This is a genomic window from Peptoniphilus ovalis (assembly GCF_018919265.1).
Classification (GTDB): domain Bacteria; phylum Bacillota; class Clostridia; order Tissierellales; family Peptoniphilaceae; genus Peptoniphilus_A; species Peptoniphilus_A ovalis.
The window spans coordinates 26,232-43,459 of the sequence record NZ_JAHLQO010000005.1 but is presented as its reverse complement, the minus strand read 5'-3'; the positions used below and the strand labels follow the sequence as shown (position 1 = coordinate 43,459).

Here is a 17,228-nt window from a genome sequence, read left to right as displayed (position 1 = left end):
GGGAGAAAGATATGAATAAATACAGTGATGAACTAATTACACTAGCCAAAGAAATTTGGGAATATGCAGAGATTAAGTGGAAGGAGTTTAAATCTGTTGAAGCTCAAAAAGAACTTCTAAAAAAATATGGATTTAAGATCAACGATAAATTAGCAGATCTTCCAACTGCATTTAGTGCTGAGTTTGGAGATGAAGATGGTATTACAATTGGATTTTTAGGAGAATTTGACGCTCTTTCAGGACTTTCTCAAGTTGAAGATTTAGCTGAAAGAAAAGAAAAAGAAGAAGGAGCATGCGGTCACGGTTGTGGTCACAATCTTCTTGGTACAGCTTCAATTGGAGCAGCTTTACAGCTAAAAGATTATATAGAAGAAAATAATTTAAAGGCAAGAGTAATATATTTTGGTTGCCCTGCTGAAGAAGGTGGAAGTGGTAAGGCATTTCTTGCTAAGGCAGGATGCTTTGATGTAATGGATATAGCAATTACATGGCATCCATTTAACGGAAATGCAATCTTTACAGGATCACTTCAAGCAAATAAACAAGTATATGTGAAATTTAAAGGAAAGGGAGCTCACGCAGCTGCTTCTCCACATCTTGGAAGGTCAGCTCTTGATGGACTTGAACTTGTAAATATTGGAGTTCAATTTTTAAGAGAACATATGCAAGACTTCGAAAGAATTCACTACTCAATTACAGACCCAGGCAGTGGATCACCAAATGTTGTACAACCTTTTGCTGAAGGAATGTATTTAATAAGATCTAAAAATACAGAATTTGTAAATAGACTTTACAAGAGATTTGAAAAAATCGTACAAGGTGCAGCATTAATGACTGAAACAGAAGCTGATATTATTTTTGACAAAGCTTGTTCAAATGTAATTCCAAACCCTGTAATTGAACAAGAATTATACAAAGCTTTCTTAGAAGAAGGACCAATTGAATTTACAGATGAAGAAAGAGATTATGCAGCTAAGTTTAGAGAAACTTTCCCAGTTGAAAATATAGAAAGTGAACAAACTATTGGATTTGCTGAAGACAAAAATGCAGAACTTGAATATCTAAAAGATAACCTACTTTACGATAAAATTTTAGATTACAAACACTCCAGTGATATTGTAATGGGTTCATCTGATGTTGGAGACTGTTCAAATGTCGTTCCAACAGCTCAAATTGTAACAGCATGTTTTGCAATTGGTACAACTGCTCACTCATGGCAAGAAGTTGCTCAAGGTAAATCTTCTATAGCTATGAAGGGAATGCTTAAGGCATCTGATGTAATGGCAAGAGCTGCAAAGAGCTTTATAGATAATCCAGAGTTAATTGATAAAGCTAAAGAAGAGTTCTTAAAGGTTCGTGGAGAAAAATTTATCTCACCAATACCTGATGGAGCAAAACCAAAAATGGACTGATGATATGAATTTTTTAGAACAATCAAAAAAGAATCACGATTTTTTAGTTAAAATCAGAAGAGAGCTTCACATGAATGCAGAAACTTCACAAAATGAAGTTGAAACATCAAAAATCATAATGAAGTATTTAGATGAGTTTAACATTCCATATAAGAGTGAAATTGGAGGTCATGGAATTATCGCTGAAATTAAAGGTGATAATGATGGCAAAACTGTTGCTCTAAGAGCAGACATGGACGCTCTAGAAATGGAAGAAGAAAATGATATTGATTTTAAAGCAAAAAATAAAAATGTAATGCACTCCTGTGGACATGATTCACATATGACCTTTGTCCTAGGAGCTGCAAAGCTTTTAAATGAAAATAAAAATAAAATAAATGGTAAAGTTAAGCTTGTATTCCAACCAGCAGAAGAACTCTCTCCAATTGGAGGAGCTCCTAAGATTTTAGAATCAGGACTTCTTAATGATGTTGATGCAATCTTTGGATCACATGTGTGGCCAGATCTTCCTTTTGGAAAAATTGCAATAAAAGAGGGAGCCATGATGGCAAACTCTGACCACTTTACAGTTAAATTTAGAGGAGCCTCATCTCATGCTGCAAAGCCTCACGAAGGTGTAGATGCAATAGTGATGGGAGTGCAATTTGTAAATGCAATTCAAACTCTAATATCTAGAAATACTGACCCAATGAATTCAGCAGTTCTTACTGTTGGAAGATTTATTGCAGGGACTAGATACAATGTAATGGCTGAAGAATGTTTAGTAGATGGAACTTGCAGAACTTTCTCTGAAGAAGACAGACAAAGAATTTACGAAGATATGAAAAACCTTGCAGAGGCTATTGCGAGTGTAAATCATGGAAGTGTAGATTACAATTATGGATTTGGTTATCCTGCACTATTGAATGAAAAATCTTCAGTTGAGATTGTAAAAAATTCTGTTAAAGAAGTTTTCGGAGAGGAAAGTCTTCTCGAAATTTCAAAACCAGCAATGACTGCAGAAGATTTTGCCTTCTATCTTGAAAAGATAAAGGGAGCATTTTACTGGGTTGGCATTGGAACTGAAGGAGAAAAAAATTATCCCCTTCACAGCAATAAGTTCTTCTTAAATGAAGAAATTCTTCACAGAGGTTCAGCTTTAATGGCAGGAATTGCAGTTAACTTTTTAAATGAAAATTAATGAAATTTATGTTAAGAGGTCTCTTTTAAGGGACCTTTTTTAAAAATACAATTCTTTTTTTATATTAAAAGAGTATAATTTAATATAAGTATATAATTTATAGGAGGAAAGATGGACTACAGAAATGACTATAAAAAAATAATCAAGGCGAGAGAAAATATTAGAGATTTTATTTATGAAACGCCACTTATTAGACTTAATCATATTTCTGAACTTTTAAACACTTCAGTTTATGCAAAACTTGAAAATATGCAAAAGACAAATTCTTTTAAAATTAGAGGAGCGCTAAATAAAATTAGAAGCCTTGATGAAGAAAGTTTGAAAAAAGGTGTTGTAACTGCCTCAAGTGGAAATCACGGCAAGGCCATTGCAACTTGTGCTAAGATGCTAGGCATTCCTGCAACTATTGTTCTTCCAGACACTTCAACTGAAACAAAAAGACAAATGATTAGGGACTTAGGTGCAGAAATTGTAATCTCAACTGTGGAAGAAAGATTTAAAACAGCAAAAGAGATTGAAGAAAAAGAAGGAAAGACTTTTATCCATCCCTTTGATGATATTGAAGTTTCACGTGGACAAGGGACAATTGCTGTTGAAATTTTAAATAAAATGGATCATCAAAAAATTATAGTGCCAGTTGGCGGCGGTGGACTTATTTCAGGAATTGCAACTTATGTAAAGGGAGTTACTAGATGGACAGAAGTAATAGGAGTTGAGCCAGAAAATGTTGCAAGATATTCAAAATCCATTGAAGCAGGAGAAATTTCTGATGTAATAAGAGGAGATACACTTGCAGATGGACTTCTTTCAGTTAGACCAGGTGAGATAGTTTATCCAATTGTAAGAGATTTAGTTGATGAAATTGTAACTTCTAATGATAAAAGTATTAAAAAAGCTTTGAATTTATTGTATAATAGAGAGAAATTAATAGTCGAACCTTCATCAGCAATTGGTCTTGCGGCAATTCTTGAAGGTAAAATTGACTACAATGAAAGGGATAAATTAGTTCTTATTATTACTGGTGGCAATGTAAGCACTGCTGCTATTGAGGATATAATTAACCCATAATAAGGAGGGTAAAAAATGAAGGAATTTATATCTAAGAAATTTGATAAAGTGTCTCCTTCTGGAATTAGGCAAGTCAATGAAAAGACAATCCAAATGGAAAGAGAAGGAAAAAAAGTCTATCATTTTGAAATTGGTAGACCTGATTTTGAAACACCACAAGTTATTAAAGATGCTACAATTGAAAGCATTAAAAGAGGTGATGTTTTTTACACTTCAAATTATGGAATAATGTCACTTCGTGAAGCAGTTGCTGAAAAACTTAGAACAGAAAATAATCTTGATTACAATGCAAAAGAAATATTAATTACTGCAGGTGCAAGTGAATCAATTTTTGACACTTATCAATTAATACTTGAGCCAGGAGATGAAATACTTCTTCCAAATCCATGTTGGCCTAACTACGTAAACACTGCACATATAATGAGAGCAGAGCCAGTGAGATACAGTCTTGACAGCGAAAAAGATTTCCAAATTGACTTTGAAGAATTAGAAGGTCTAGTTACAGAAAAGACAAAGGCAATGGTTATAATCACGCCATCAAATCCCATTGGATCAATGCTGACTAAAGAAACTTTAGAAAAACTTGCTGATTTTGCAAAGAGAAAAGATATTTTAATTATTGCAGATGAAATTTATGAAAAGATAACTTTTGGAAATAAAGAGCATATTTCCATTGCATCTATTGATGGAATGAAGGAAAGAACAATTACTATAAATGGTTTTTCAAAAACTTTTTCAATGACTGGATTTAGACTTGCATATATTGCAGCTCCAGAAAATTTCATCAAGACATTAAATATTGTCCATCAACAAAATACTTCCTGTGCAACATCCTTTGTGCAATATGCTGGAATCACTGCACTTAAAGAAGCACATGAAGATGTTGAAAAAATGGTTGAAGAATACAAGAGAAGAAGAGATTATATAGTTGAAAAAGTAAATTCAATTGAAGGACTTTCACTAAATGTACCAGATGGAGCATTTTACGCATTTATAGATATTAGAGGACTTGGTGGAGTTCACTCAGATGAATTTTGTAAATACCTTTTAGATGAATACTGTGTGGCAACTGTTGCTGGAACAGAATTTGGAACAAAGGGCGAAGGCTTTATAAGATTTTCTTACGCAAGTAGCTACGAAGATATAGTCGAAGGACTTGAAAGATTAGAACAGGCATGCGACCATTTTAGAAAATAATAAAATTATCTCTGCATTAGCGGAGATTTTTTTATGCAAAAATTTATATTTATGTTATTCTTAAAATGGAGGTTATTATGGATTATTATACTTATTTAGAAAATGAACTCATAACAGCTTTTGGTTGCACTGAGCCTATTGCAATAGCTTATGGCTCGGCACTTTGTAGTGAAGTCTTAGAAGAAGTTCCTATTAAAATATATGCAAAACTTTCTGGTAATATTATAAAAAATGCAAACTCCGTAAAAGTTCCATCAACTGAAGGAAGAAAGGGAATTGAGATTTCTGTTGTTGCAGGAGCTTTTCTTGGCGATGCCTCAAAGAAATTACAAGTTCTCGAAAATATAGATAAGAAAGAGCTTTCTGAAATGGATAAAAAAATAGAAGATGGCATTGTTGAAATAAGTTTAAAAGAAGGTGCATCAAATCTATACATAGAAATTGAAATGAAGGGAATTAAAAATACTTCAAGGATTGTAATAGAAGATGCACATACAAATGTTGTCTTAATTGAGAAAAACGGAGAAGTCTTAGAAAAATCTGAAAGCTCAGAGGAAAAAGAAAAGACAATAGATTTTTCTGTTGAAAAGATTTATGACTTTGCAAATAATTGTGATTTAACTAAACTTGATGAGATTTTAAATAGACAAATAGAATACAATATTGCAATTGCAGAAGATGGTATTGAAAATAATTACGGATCGAATATTGGAAAATTAATTTTAAATAGTTCAAATAATTATTCGGACAAATTAGTGGCATATGCCTCTGCAGGGTCTGATGCTAGAATGAGTGGATCAGAAAAACCTGTTGTAATTAATTCTGGCAGCGGCAATCAAGGAATAACAGTTTCTGTTCCAATAATTATCTATGCGAAAGATAAAAATTTATCTGAAGAAAAGTTAAAGAGAGCTCTAGTATTTGGAAATCTATTGGGACTTTATATGAAAGAAAAAATTGGCAAACTATCTGCATATTGTGGAGTTGTATCAGCATCAGCTGCATCAATTTGTGGAATTTCATATTTAAATGGAGATGATTTAGAAACAATCGAACATGCCCTTGTAAATATTTTGGCAGTAAATTCAGGACTCATTTGCGATGGAGCAAAGCCGTCTTGTGCATCAAAGATAGCATCAAGTTTAAGAAATGCCTTCTTAGGTTATGAGCAGGCAAAAAGTGAAAACTCATTTCAAGCTGGAGATGGAATAGTAAAAAAAGATGTGGAAGAGAGTCTTGAAGTAATAGGAAACCTTGCAAGATATGGAATGAAAAAGACTGATGAAGTTATCTTAAATGAAATGATTGAAAAGAGAGATTATATAGATGAATTTAAATAAGATTTTAAAATTAGTAATCTATGCAGCTATATTTGCAGCCATGTCATTAATGTTAGCTGATGAAAGTAAAATGATTTTGAGATTTTTATATTCAGTAGTTCTTGTAGCAGCGGGAACTTATTTTGTGAAAACTCTTAAAGATAATTAATTTTATTTTTTATAGCTTGATAAAAATTAAAGTAGCTTTTAAAAAGTTTTAATATTTTATTTTTATTTTAGGAAGGGGCGGCTAGGCCTTCCGAATTGGCCTCGCCCCTTCCTAAGACCATCCCCACTCACCACGGGCGGCCTGGCAGGGGCCCGTCCCGCTAATACGCAAAAAGGTCTACGACTAAATTTTCAAAACTCGCTTTGCTCAAACAAGTTGAAAATTTTTAACGTCTCCGACCTTTTTGCTTATCATTAGAGAAGGTTTTTAATTATTGGCATAATTATATTTTAGATAAAATCTTAAGTGGTATTTTTATAAAACAATAAGTAAAATATTAAATGGGGGCTTTTCCTATCCAACTTGGATAGCGACAGTCCCCATTTTTTACTCTATTTTCTGTGAATAAGTTTTTAAAAACACGCCAACTACTTTGTGAAATCTTGATATATCAGTAATATAGGTAAAATCATTTCCAAAAATCTTTTTTATATTTTCGATTTCACTTTCATTTCCAGTAAATACTCCAAAGGTATTTATATTTTTAAGTCTTGTCAAAAGTATTTCTTTCGACGAATCCATTACTGCATCTTCATCTTTATAATTTTCTCCAGGCACTTTTCCACCGCCCACAAGGCCCACATCAATTTCATCAAAGGGAAGTCCGTCAGTTAATATTATTAAAAATCTTTTTTCATCTAAATTTTTCTCTGACAAATGTCTCATAAACTTCACTGCTAGACCATCTCTATTTGATCCACTTGGTGAGTATTTAAAAATTTCTTTGTTCTTATTTCTCGGATCATTGTAATCTCTGTATTTTTTAAGAATCAAATAATTATAAAAATTATTAAAAGAAAAAACTCTAGTCTTTATATTAAGACTTGTTAAAGCTTCTGCAATTATATAGCTTTCAGTTGCTACAATTTCTTTTCGCTCATTTTGTGAAGCTGATGAGTCTAAAAGAATGTCCACATAAATATCGCTAGAATCATTTCTATTTATCTTTTCAAAAATTCTATCTTCATTTAGCTTTTCATTTTTCCAAATTTCATTGGGGATAATTCTTCCTGAAGTTGAGCGAACTATTTCATCACTTGCTTCTTTTAAAAGTGAATTTTTAATAATTATTGAAAGTTCACGAATTGCTCTCTTGTTAGCTAATTCATTTTCTCTGTAAAACTGTAAATTATCCTCGTGATTACTTTCAGCTTCTCTTGCGTAATAGGAATCTTTATTTTCAAATTCGCCTGAAGGGAAGAATAGCTTGATGTCTTTGTGAATTCCAGTGGAAATTTCCGCTGCAATTTTATCTGAAATATATCTTGGAATTTTCTCCACACCATATCTCTTACAAGTCCTGTCGTAAATATTAATGTCTCCATGATTTTTATTTAATAAATCTTCTTCGATAATATTTACATCTCTGTAGTCATCGTTAAAAAATGTAAACTCTGCAGATTCTATGCTGTATCTTTCGAGAAAAGTGTTGTCCATATATTTATTTTGTTCATATTTTTTCTTTCTCGGATTTTTCTTTTTCTTTGACTCTTCTTTAAACTCTTCGAAATCTGTATCTATGTCGAGATTAATGCTCTTATTGATGTGAAAATATTTTTTGTAGAGATTTTTTAAAAAGTCTAAATATTCGAAAGTGTCCTTAGAATCAAAAGCTAAAATTTCTTTTAGCATTTCATTTAAAACTTTCTGAATCTTTGGATATTCGACCTTTTTAGCTCTAACAAATCCTATTTTAAGCTCATCAATTAATAAAATTTTCTGCCTTTTTAATTTTTTTAAAATTTCCTCATCATGAGATTTTTTAAAATCTAGTACTCCACTGCGAGAGCCTATTAATTCATCATTAAATACATTTCTCAAAACTATCTTTGCAATTTCTAAAAGTTCATCTTTATTATTTAATCCATTTACAAATTTTTTAAAGAATTCATCTAAGATATAAAAATTATAAAATTTAGAAGCAAATCCGAGAAGTGAGCCTTCATAAAAATCATTTGCCCTTATAGAAAAGTTTGAAAGGTCGTAGTCGTAATCATTTGAAATTGTCCAAAAAATATTTTTAATTCTATTTTCGTCTCTCATATCAATCAAATAAATCAGAGCGACTTACATCTTTTACAAAAAGTGTGTCAATTACATCGCTTACAATTTCCTTTTCATAAGCATCGAAAGTCTTGTCAGTTATTCCAAGAGCAATGGAATTTCTAAGGGAAAGTCCTCTTTCCATAAGTTCAATACTTGAAAGAAGTCCACGAAGGTCCACTGCCTTTGAAGAAATTTCAGAATTAAGTGATTTTTCTTGCAAATCTAAAAATAATTTAACAAAGCTATCAATGGATTTTTTATTCAAGTTTGTATTTTCTTCAAATAATTTTGCTAAATCTGATTCTGAAATAGTGGGCATATCGATAACTAAAAATCTTGATACCAAGGCTTCGTTTAAGTCACGAGTTCCAATGTAGCCGTAATTCATTGTTGCAATAAATCTTGTTGCATCATGAATCTTTAATCTGTCGTAGCCTGATACATCTATGACCCTTCTATAGTCAAGTGCAGAGTGAACAACTGAAAGTGCTTCGTTTTTTGCCATGTTTATTTCATCAAAAATAGCAAAGCCTCCGTACTCTGATGCTTCATAAACTGGTCCCTTCTTTAGAGTAACTTCATTATTTTTAAAAGTGTCTGATCCAATTAAACTAGATGGGTCAGAAGAAATATTTAATGAAATTGTCCAAAGAGGTCTTCCAAAAATGTATGCAAGATTTTCTGCCAGTACATTTTTGCCAGTAGCCTTAGGTCCTGAAAGAAGAATATTGTTGCCAGAAAGTATAGCTGCAATTGCTTTCTCCAAAGTATTTTTGCCATAGTATTTATATTTAATTTTAGGTATTCTATATAATAAATTGTCGCTGAGACTATATTTTTCTTTAAATTCACGCACCTCATCTAGAAGCTCTTGTGAAACTCCTTGTGAAAGTAAAAACTCTCTCATCTAATCACCTCTAAAGTATTATAACAAAAATTTGAAAAATAGTTTTTTATTATTTTATTAATGATATACTATATTAATAGGAGGCTGTTATTATGACTAGGATACCATTAGCAATGGGATTTGTATTTATATTTTATTTATTAATTTTTATAATATTAATACTTATTATATTAGCTTTAATTAAATATTTAAAAAGTTAATTTGAAAAAATAGTTTATTATGTTATAATGAATAAAAAGTTTATAAGGCAGTGATTGAGAATAGTAGCTTTAAAGTGTTTTAAAGAGAGCAGATGGAAGGTGTAAATCTGTAAATAGTTTATTGCAAATCCACCTCATAGCCTATTTTATTTAAGTGAACCATTACGGTTAATTAGGGTGGCAACGCGGGTCTCTCGTCCCTTTAGGGGATGAGGGGCTCTTTTTTATTTTAAGGGAGGATATATGTTAGATATTAAATTTGTAAGAGAAAATCCTGAGGCAGTTAAAGAAAATATTAAGAAAAAATTTCAAGATGACAAACTTCCTCTAGTTGATGAAGCAATTGCAATTGATGAAAAGCTAAGAGATGCAAAGACTAAGGGCGACAACCTTCGTGCAGAAAAAAATGTAGCTTCAAAAGAAATTGGAAAATTCATGCAAGCTGGCGAAAAGGATAAGGCTGAAGAAGCAAAGAAAAAAGTCAATGAAATTAACGAAGAAATCGCTAAGCTTGAAAATGATGAGAGAGAACTTGCAGCAGAACTTAAGGAAAGAATGCAAATTATTCCTCAAATGATTGACGACACTGTTCCAATCGGTAAGGACGACACGGAAAATGTTGAAGTTGAAAGATTTGGCGAACCAGTAATTCCTGATTTTGAAGTGCCATATCATGTTGACATCATGGATTCTTTTAACGGAATTGATTTAGATTCTGCTAGAAATACATCAGGTGCAGGTTTTTATTATCTAAAAGGAGATATTGCAAGACTTCACTCTGCAATCCTTGCTTACGCTAGAGATTTTATGATTGACAGAGGATTTGAATATCACATTCCTCCATTTATGATTAGATCAGATGTTGTTACAGGCGTTATGAGTTTTGCTGAAATGGAAAACATGATGTATAAAATTGAAGGCGAAGATCTTTATTTAATTGGAACATCTGAACACTCAATGATTGGTAAATTTATAAACACAATTACTCCAGAAGAAGATATGCCTCTTGCACTAACTTCATATTCTCCATGTTTTAGAAAAGAAGTTGGTGCTCACGGCATCGAAGAAAGAGGAGTTTACAGAATTCACCAATTTGAAAAGCAAGAAATGGTTGTAATTTGTAAGCCAGAAGATTCTAAAGATTGGTTTGTTAAATTATGGCAAAACACAGTGGACTTCTTCCGTTCACTTGAAATTCCTGTGAGAACTTTAGAATGTTGTTCAGGAGATTTAGCAGACCTTAAGGTAAAATCTCTTGATGTTGAAGCTTTTTCTCCAAGACAAAATAAATATTTTGAAGTTGGATCTTGTTCAAACCTTGGAGATGCACAAGCAAGAAGACTTAATATTAAACTTCGTGGCAAAGATGGCACTTATCTTGCACACACATTAAACAACACTGTTGTAGCACCACCAAGAATGTTAATTGCATTCTTAGAAAATCTGCTACAAGAAGATGGATCTGTTAAAATTCCAGCACCACTACAAATGTACATGGGTGGAGCTGATAAAATTGTTCCTAAAAAGTAAAATATATAATTAATTTATAGGTTTTTAGGGTACAATTTAAAGTAAGAGATCGGTAAATTTTCAGATAAATACTTTTGGGGAGTAACATAAAATTATCAGTCGTCACTACGGCACAGCCCGGCTGATAATACTTAATTTTAAGTTTGTGAGACCGATTATTTTCGGTCTCTTTTTATATTTAAAATTAAAAGGAGGAAATAATGGCAGAACAAAAAAATTGGTACAATCAGGAAGTTTCTGAAGTTTTAGAAAATTTAAACACTTCTAAAGAAACTGGACTTACTGAGGCTGAAGCCAAGGCTCGTATTGAAAAGTATGGCAAGAATGAACTAGAGGCTGACAGTAAAAAGCCTTTTATTCAAAAGCTTAAAGACCAAATTCTTGACCCAATGATAATCATACTTTTAATAGCATCAATAGTGTCCTTTGCAGTTGGCGAAAGACTTGATGCAACTATAATTATTGCAATTGTAGTGGTAAATGCATTTTTATCAATTTATCAAGAGGGAAAAGCAGAAGAGGCAATTGAAGCACTACAAAAAATGTCATCGCCTAAGGCAAAAATTATTCGTGATGGAGAGACAATTGAAGTTGATTCAACTACACTTGTCCCAGGAGATATTATAGTTCTTGAAACAGGAGATATTGTGCCAGCAGATTTAAGACTTATTGAGTCAAGTAATTTAAAAATTGATGAGTCTTCACTTACTGGTGAATCAGTTCCAGTAGAAAAGGATTATAAAGTTACCTATGATGGCAAAATGGAAATTGGAGACAGAGAAAACATTGCATATTCTTCAACTATTGTGACTTATGGTAGAGGAATGGGAGTTGTAGTAGAAACTGGTCACGAAACAGAAATCGGTAAAATCGCAACTTCAATTGCAACTGTAGGAGATGAACAAACTCCACTTCAAAGAAAACTTGCAGGACTTTCAAAAATTCTTGGAATTCTTGTAATTGTAATTTGTGCACTTGTACTTTTAATCGGTGTTCTTTACAAGAATGACCCACTTGAAATGTTTATGACTGCAATTTCTCTTGCAGTAGCGGCAGTGCCTGAAGGACTTCCAGCAATTGTAACAATTGTACTTTCAATTGGTATGGGTAAAATGGCTGAAAGAAATGCAATTGTAAAAAAACTACTTGCAGTTGAAACTCTAGGTACAACTACAGTTATTTGTTCAGATAAGACTGGTACTCTTACTCAAAACGAAATGACTGTTACAAAAGTATTTACAAATGACAAAGTTTATGATGTCAATGGAACTGGATACGATCCTGAAGGTCACATCGAAATAGAAGGAAAGGAAGTTTCTGCAAAGGATGACGAAACTCTAAAACTTATCACTTCTATTGCAGCACTTACAAATGATGCAAAGCTTAAAATTACAGGCAAGGATTCTTCAATTACAGGAGATCCAACTGAAGGTGCACTTTTAACTTTTGCAGAAAAGGCAAATAATCCAGTTGATGAATTAAATAAAAATCACGAAAGAATTGAAGAAATACCTTTTGATTCTGACAGAAAGATGATGACAACTTTCCACAAAAACTTCTTTGATGGCATAGCTTCATTTACAAAGGGAGCCCCTGATGTTGTTCTTGAAAGATGTAATAAAATATTAATCAATGGAAAAGAAGTTGAACTTACTAAAGAACTTAGAGATAGAGTTCTTGAAAAGAACAGCGAATTTGCAAGAGCAGCACTTCGTTGTCTAGCTTATGCTTATAGAAAATTTGACAGCGTACCAAATGAAATAACTTCAGAAAATATTGAAAAAGACATGGTATTTGTTGGACTTACAGGAATGATTGACCCTGCAAGACCAGAAGTTAAACTTGCAATAGAAGAATGTAGAACTGCAGGCATTAGACCAGTTATGATTACTGGAGACTACCTAGAAACAGGACTTGCAATTGCAAAAGACCTTGGTATTGCAACATCTGATGATGAAGCAATAATGGGTAGAGAACTTAACGAAATGAGTGACGCAGAGCTTCGTGAAATTGTAAAAGAAAAGACAGTTTTCACAAGAGTTTCTCCTGAAAACAAAGTTCAAATCGTAACTGCACTTAAAGAAAATGGACACATTGCAGCCATGACTGGAGATGGAGTTAACGACGCACCTGCAATTAAAAAGGCAGACATTGGTATTGCAATGGGTATAACAGGTACAGATGTTGCGAAAAACACTGCAGAAGTTATCCTTACAGATGACAACTTTGCAACAATTGTAAATGCAGTTGAAGAAGGAAGAATTATTTATTCTAATATAAAGAAATTCGTTGCATATCTACTATCTTGTAACCTTGGAGAAGTTTTAATCGTATTAATTTCAATACTATTAGACATTCCAGTGCCACTTATTCCAATTCAATTATTATGGCTTAACCTTGTAACTGACTCCTTCCCAGCACTAGCTCTTGGAGTTGAAAAAGGCGAAGAAGACATAATGAATGAACCACCAAGAGATCCAGATGAGCCAATACTTGACAGTGAAATTAAACTTACAGTTGCAATTCAATCAATAGCAATTACAGTTGCAACACTAGGAGCATATTTCATTGGAATAAAATGGTATGGAATGGGCGAAGGACTTGGACATGCAAGAACAATGGCTTTCGTAACACTTATACTTTGCGAACTTTTAAGATCTTACACATCAAGATCAATAGATAAGACTTTAATGCAAATTGGAATCTTCTCTAACAAGAGACTTGTAATAGCTACAATATTCTCATTCTTATTGATGCTTGTTGTAGTTTATGTACCAGTATTAAACGATGCCTTTGGACTAATGAGACTTGGCACAAAAGAAATAGCCGTAGTTGTAGTAGCATCATTTATTCCACTTGTAGTTGGAGAAATTCAAAAAGTTATAAGATTTGGAAGAAAATAATAAATAATTTTTGTAAACCTCGATTAATTTCGAGGTTTTTTATTAATTATTTCTCCCTTTTGTGTTATAATTTTAAAAAATTGGAGGGATGAGATGATTAAAAATTTAAAAAAGACCTTTCCCTATACTATTCCAATATTTATCTCCTTTTTATTTATAGGAATTTCCTTTGGAATTTTTACTTCGTCAAAGGGATATGCACCCTGGGTTTCACCGCTTACATCAGTTGTAATTTTCTCTGGATCAATACAATTTGTTGTAGTTGAAGCTATGCATGCAGGAATGAATTTACTTTCCTTTATATTAATTGTTGCAATGATGAATATTAGACATTTCTTCTATGCACTAACTTGTCTTACAAAATTTAGTGGCATGAGCGAAGGAAGAAGAATTTATTCAAATTATGCTCTCTGTGATGAAGCATATTCAATGATTATGGGTGTGCCAGTGCCAGATGATATGAAAAAAGAAGACTTTTATTTTTCAATAACTTTTCTGCTTCAAGCATATTGGTTTTTGGCTACAACACTTGGTGGACTTCTTGGAAACTTTGTAAAGACAGAAATTCTTGGAATAGATTTTATACTTACGGCATTATTTTTAGTAATATATTTAAGTCAGTGGAAGCAGACAGATGATCACTTCCCAGCAGTGCTTGGAGTTGTAGCATCAGTATTTTCATTAATTGTATTTGGTGAAAATTTTATTCTTCCAGCAATGATAATTATATTATTTTTCTTATATTTAGAATTTAGAAAGACACAAACTATTAAAATACAATAATAATATTTGGAGGTATTATGAACAATTTATTTGACTTAACAGGTAGAGTAGCAGTAGTTACAGGAGCATCATCAGGATTAGGTGTTCAATTTGCAAGAGCACTTGCATCAGCAGGAGCTGACCTCGCAATTATCGCAAGAAGAGAAGAAAAGTTAAAGTCTGTTAAAGAAGAAATAGAAAAAGAATTTAACAATAGAGTTGAGTATTATAAATTAGATTTAAGTGAATTTGAAAAAATTGAAGACACTGTCACTAAAATTGAAAAAGACTTTGGGAAAATTGACATCTTAGTAAACAATGCTGGACTTTCAATTGGAGCTAAGGCAATAGAAATTTCCATAGAAAATTGGAAAAAGATGATGGATTTAAATTTAAATGCAGTTTTCTTTATGGCAAGAGAAGTTGCAAAAGTTATGAAGAAAAATAATTACGGAAGAATTATAAATATTGGATCTGTTCACTCAACTGTATCACTTGATATTGGTATGATTTCTCCTTATGTAACAAGTAAATTTGGCGTGAGAGGAATTACTACAACTCTTGCAGGAGAATGGGCAGAATATGGAATTACAGTTAATGCCATAGGACCTGCTTACTTTGAAAGTGAAATGACTGAAGAAATTTTAGAAACTGATACTTTTAAGAGATTAATAAAGACTAATTGTCCAATGAGAAGACCTGGCAGAAAAGGCGAGCTTGACACAACACTTCTATACCTGGCATCTGATTATACATCCTATACAAATGGCCAATTAATTGGCGTAGATGGTGGTTGGACAACTTTATAAAAATCTAAAGGGGGAAGATAAAAGATGGAAGCATTAAAATATATTTTCATAGCGGGAATTATTACGATTATTGCAAGATTTCTGCCAGGAATAATTTTTAGAAAGAGAAAATTAACACCCTTTATTGAATATCTTGGAGAAAAACTTCCCTATTCATTAATGGGACTTCTCCTAGTATTTTGCATTAGAAAAGTTAATTTTTTAAACCCTACAGAAGTAATACCTGTTGCAACATCCTTTGCGGTGATAATTTTAAGTTTTAAATTTATTAAAAACTTCTTCTTGTCTATTGCACTGGGAACAGCAGTGTATATGGGATTTTTATATTTATTATAATATTAAAACTGCCTTTTTGGCAGTTGTTTTTTTATAAAATTTATTGACAAATGTATCTATAGGATATATACTGTAGATACAAAATATATACAGTATATATTAAGGGATTTGGTGATATTATGAATATAATTATTTCAAATGACAGTGGAATTCCAATTTATGAACAGATAAAAAATCAAATCAAGAAGCAAATCGCTGAAGGAACTTTAAAGGAAGATGAATCTCTTCCTGGAATGCGAACTCTTGCAAGTGATCTTAGAGTTTCTGTTATCACAACAAAAAGAGCATACAATGATTTAGAAGCTGAAGGTTATATTTATTCTGTTCCTGGTAAGGGATCCTTTGTTAAAAAGTTAAATGAAGAATTTGTAAAAGAAAATGCAATGGCAAAAATTGAAGAGCATTTTGAAAATGCAATAGTAGTTGCAAATTCAGCTGGCATTAAATTAGATGAACTTTTAGAAGTTTTAAAGACAATTTATGAAGTAGGTGAACTATGAATATTATAGAGATAAAAGATTTAAAAAAAGAATTTCAAGATTTTAGTCTAGATATAGAAGATTTAAAAATTCCAAGTGGTGCAGTCATAGGAATCATTGGAGAAAATGGTGCGGGCAAAACCACTCTACTTAAATGTATAGTTGATTTACTTAAATATGATGGAGAGATTAAAGTATTTGGAGAAGAAATACACAAGGAATTATTTGAAAAAATAGGCACAGTTCTCACAGATTCATTTTTTAACAAAGAATTTAAAATTAAAGATGTGGCGGATATATTAGAAGCTGCATTTATAAATTTTTCTAGAGATAAATTTTATGAATTTGCAGATAAATTTAAAATGCCAACTAATAGAAAGATAAAAGAACTTTCTACTGGAAATCTAATGAAACTAAAAATAATTTCTGCAATCTCGCACAATCCAGATTTATTAATACTAGATGAGCCAACAGCAGGACTTGACCCAGTAATAAGAGATGAGATAATGCAGTTTTTATTTGAATATATGAAATCTGATGAGAGAAGTATATTATTTAGCTCTCACATTTTATCAGACATTGAAAAAATTGCAGATTATATAATTTATATCCACGATGGAAAAGTAGTTTTCTACGATGAAAAAGATGAATTAATAGAAAAATTTGGAGTATTAAAGACTAGTGAAGAAAATATAGAAAAATTTGGAGATTTTGTAGTAAAGACAAGAGTAAATAAGTACTCAACAGAGGCATTAATTAAAAACGTAGATGTCTTTAGAGAATTTTATCCAAATGAAGTAGTAGACAAGGTAAATATAGAAGATATAATGATATTTTTAAGTAGGAGTTAG

Annotated in this window: 15 protein-coding genes and 1 other annotated feature; of the genes, 13 read left to right on the top strand and 2 right to left on the bottom strand. The window is 32.0% G+C overall.

The annotated features are described in order from the left end of the window. Positions 1–11: 11 nt before the first annotated feature. The 6 genes from KQI68_RS07680 (at position 12) to KQI68_RS07655 (ending at position 6,345) form a co-directional block, all read left to right on the top strand. Complete coding sequence (locus KQI68_RS07680) at positions 12–1,412, top strand: amidohydrolase (protein WP_216549553.1); 1,401 nt, start codon at positions 12–14, stop codon at positions 1,410–1,412. A 4-nt stretch (positions 1,413–1,416) separates the two neighbouring features. Further along, complete coding sequence (locus tag KQI68_RS07675) at positions 1,417–2,592, top strand: M20 metallopeptidase family protein (RefSeq protein WP_216549552.1); 1,176 nt, start codon at positions 1,417–1,419, stop codon at positions 2,590–2,592. A gap of 111 nt (positions 2,593–2,703) precedes the next feature. Continuing rightward, complete coding sequence (locus KQI68_RS07670) at positions 2,704–3,660, top strand: threonine ammonia-lyase (protein ID WP_216549551.1); 957 nt, start codon at positions 2,704–2,706, stop codon at positions 3,658–3,660. Between the two features lie 15 nt (positions 3,661–3,675). Beyond that, positions 3,676–4,857, top strand: a complete 1,182-nt coding sequence (locus tag KQI68_RS07665) for a pyridoxal phosphate-dependent aminotransferase (RefSeq protein ID WP_216549550.1) — start codon at positions 3,676–3,678, stop codon at positions 4,855–4,857. A gap of 77 nt (positions 4,858–4,934) precedes the next feature. Continuing rightward, positions 4,935–6,197: an L-cysteine desulfidase family protein gene (locus tag KQI68_RS07660; RefSeq protein WP_216549549.1), complete on the top strand. Its 1,263-nt coding sequence runs from the start codon at positions 4,935–4,937 to the stop codon at positions 6,195–6,197. Continuing rightward, the gene (locus KQI68_RS07655) at positions 6,184–6,345 is read left to right on the top strand and encodes a hypothetical protein (protein ID WP_216549548.1); all 162 of its coding nucleotides are present in this window, start codon (positions 6,184–6,186) and stop codon (positions 6,343–6,345) included. Before KQI68_RS07660 ends, KQI68_RS07655 begins: the two co-directional genes overlap by 14 nt. A gap of 387 nt (positions 6,346–6,732) precedes the next feature. Here KQI68_RS07655 and KQI68_RS07650 read toward each other — a convergent pair whose 3' ends face one another. Both KQI68_RS07650 and KQI68_RS07645 read right to left on the bottom strand, forming a co-directional pair. Beyond that, the gene (locus KQI68_RS07650; protein WP_216549547.1) at positions 6,733–8,448 is read right to left on the bottom strand and encodes a hypothetical protein; all 1,716 of its coding nucleotides are present in this window, start codon (positions 8,446–8,448) and stop codon (positions 6,733–6,735) included. 1 nt (position 8,449) lies between these two features. Beyond that, entirely contained in the window at positions 8,450–9,358 is a 909-nt protein-coding gene (locus KQI68_RS07645; protein WP_216549546.1) for an AAA family ATPase, read from the bottom strand. 241 nt (positions 9,359–9,599) lie between these two features. Then, positions 9,600–9,763, top strand: a binding site (T-box leader). Between the two features lie 38 nt (positions 9,764–9,801). Here KQI68_RS07645 and serS point away from each other — a divergent pair. The 7 genes from serS to KQI68_RS07610 all read left to right on the top strand — a co-directional run bounded on the left by serS (position 9,802) and on the right by KQI68_RS07610 (position 17,228). Then, entirely contained in the window at positions 9,802–11,088 is a 1,287-nt protein-coding gene (serS, locus tag KQI68_RS07640; RefSeq protein WP_216549545.1) for a serine--tRNA ligase, read from the top strand. A 200-nt stretch (positions 11,089–11,288) separates the two neighbouring features. Further along, positions 11,289–13,991, top strand: a complete 2,703-nt coding sequence (locus KQI68_RS07635) for a cation-translocating P-type ATPase (protein WP_216549544.1) — start codon at positions 11,289–11,291, stop codon at positions 13,989–13,991. 93 nt (positions 13,992–14,084) lie between these two features. Further along, the gene (locus tag KQI68_RS07630; RefSeq protein ID WP_216549543.1) at positions 14,085–14,774 is read left to right on the top strand and encodes an AzlC family ABC transporter permease; all 690 of its coding nucleotides are present in this window, start codon (positions 14,085–14,087) and stop codon (positions 14,772–14,774) included. Positions 14,775–14,791: 17 nt separating this feature from the next. Next, a complete protein-coding gene (locus KQI68_RS07625; RefSeq protein WP_216549542.1) occupies positions 14,792–15,562 on the top strand; it encodes an SDR family NAD(P)-dependent oxidoreductase in 771 nt (256 codons plus the stop codon). A gap of 24 nt (positions 15,563–15,586) precedes the next feature. Continuing rightward, positions 15,587–15,898, top strand: a complete 312-nt coding sequence (locus tag KQI68_RS07620) for a branched-chain amino acid transporter permease (protein WP_216549541.1) — start codon at positions 15,587–15,589, stop codon at positions 15,896–15,898. 119 nt (positions 15,899–16,017) lie between these two features. Then, the gene (locus tag KQI68_RS07615) at positions 16,018–16,398 is read left to right on the top strand and encodes a GntR family transcriptional regulator (protein WP_216549540.1); all 381 of its coding nucleotides are present in this window, start codon (positions 16,018–16,020) and stop codon (positions 16,396–16,398) included. Beyond that, positions 16,395–17,228, top strand: coding sequence for an ABC transporter ATP-binding protein (locus KQI68_RS07610; protein WP_216549539.1), 834 nt, complete (start codon positions 16,395–16,397; stop codon positions 17,226–17,228). Before KQI68_RS07615 ends, KQI68_RS07610 begins: the two co-directional genes overlap by 4 nt.

What these genes read in the sequence shown, in the direction of transcription:
- KQI68_RS07610 (WP_216549539.1), top strand. Translation starts at nt 16,395, where the DNA reads ATGAATATTATAGAGATAAAAGATTTAAAAAAAGAATTTCAAGATTTT.
- KQI68_RS07660 (WP_216549549.1), top strand. Translation starts at nt 4,935, where the DNA reads ATGGATTATTATACTTATTTAGAAAATGAACTCATAACAGCTTTTGGT.
- KQI68_RS07655 (WP_216549548.1), top strand. Translation starts at nt 6,184, where the DNA reads ATGAATTTAAATAAGATTTTAAAATTAGTAATCTATGCAGCTATATTT.
- serS (WP_216549545.1), top strand. Translation starts at nt 9,802, where the DNA reads ATGTTAGATATTAAATTTGTAAGAGAAAATCCTGAGGCAGTTAAAGAA.
- KQI68_RS07615 (WP_216549540.1), top strand. Translation starts at nt 16,018, where the DNA reads ATGAATATAATTATTTCAAATGACAGTGGAATTCCAATTTATGAACAG.
- KQI68_RS07675 (WP_216549552.1), top strand. Translation starts at nt 1,417, where the DNA reads ATGAATTTTTTAGAACAATCAAAAAAGAATCACGATTTTTTAGTTAAA.
- KQI68_RS07620 (WP_216549541.1), top strand. Translation starts at nt 15,587, where the DNA reads ATGGAAGCATTAAAATATATTTTCATAGCGGGAATTATTACGATTATT.
- KQI68_RS07650 (WP_216549547.1), bottom strand. Translation starts at nt 8,448, where the DNA reads ATGAGAGACGAAAATAGAATTAAAAATATTTTTTGGACAATTTCAAAT.
- KQI68_RS07635 (WP_216549544.1), top strand. Translation starts at nt 11,289, where the DNA reads ATGGCAGAACAAAAAAATTGGTACAATCAGGAAGTTTCTGAAGTTTTA.
- KQI68_RS07665 (WP_216549550.1), top strand. Translation starts at nt 3,676, where the DNA reads ATGAAGGAATTTATATCTAAGAAATTTGATAAAGTGTCTCCTTCTGGA.
- KQI68_RS07625 (WP_216549542.1), top strand. Translation starts at nt 14,792, where the DNA reads ATGAACAATTTATTTGACTTAACAGGTAGAGTAGCAGTAGTTACAGGA.
- KQI68_RS07670 (WP_216549551.1), top strand. Translation starts at nt 2,704, where the DNA reads ATGGACTACAGAAATGACTATAAAAAAATAATCAAGGCGAGAGAAAAT.
- KQI68_RS07630 (WP_216549543.1), top strand. Translation starts at nt 14,085, where the DNA reads ATGATTAAAAATTTAAAAAAGACCTTTCCCTATACTATTCCAATATTT.
- KQI68_RS07645 (WP_216549546.1), bottom strand. Translation starts at nt 9,358, where the DNA reads ATGAGAGAGTTTTTACTTTCACAAGGAGTTTCACAAGAGCTTCTAGAT.
- KQI68_RS07680 (WP_216549553.1), top strand. Translation starts at nt 12, where the DNA reads ATGAATAAATACAGTGATGAACTAATTACACTAGCCAAAGAAATTTGG.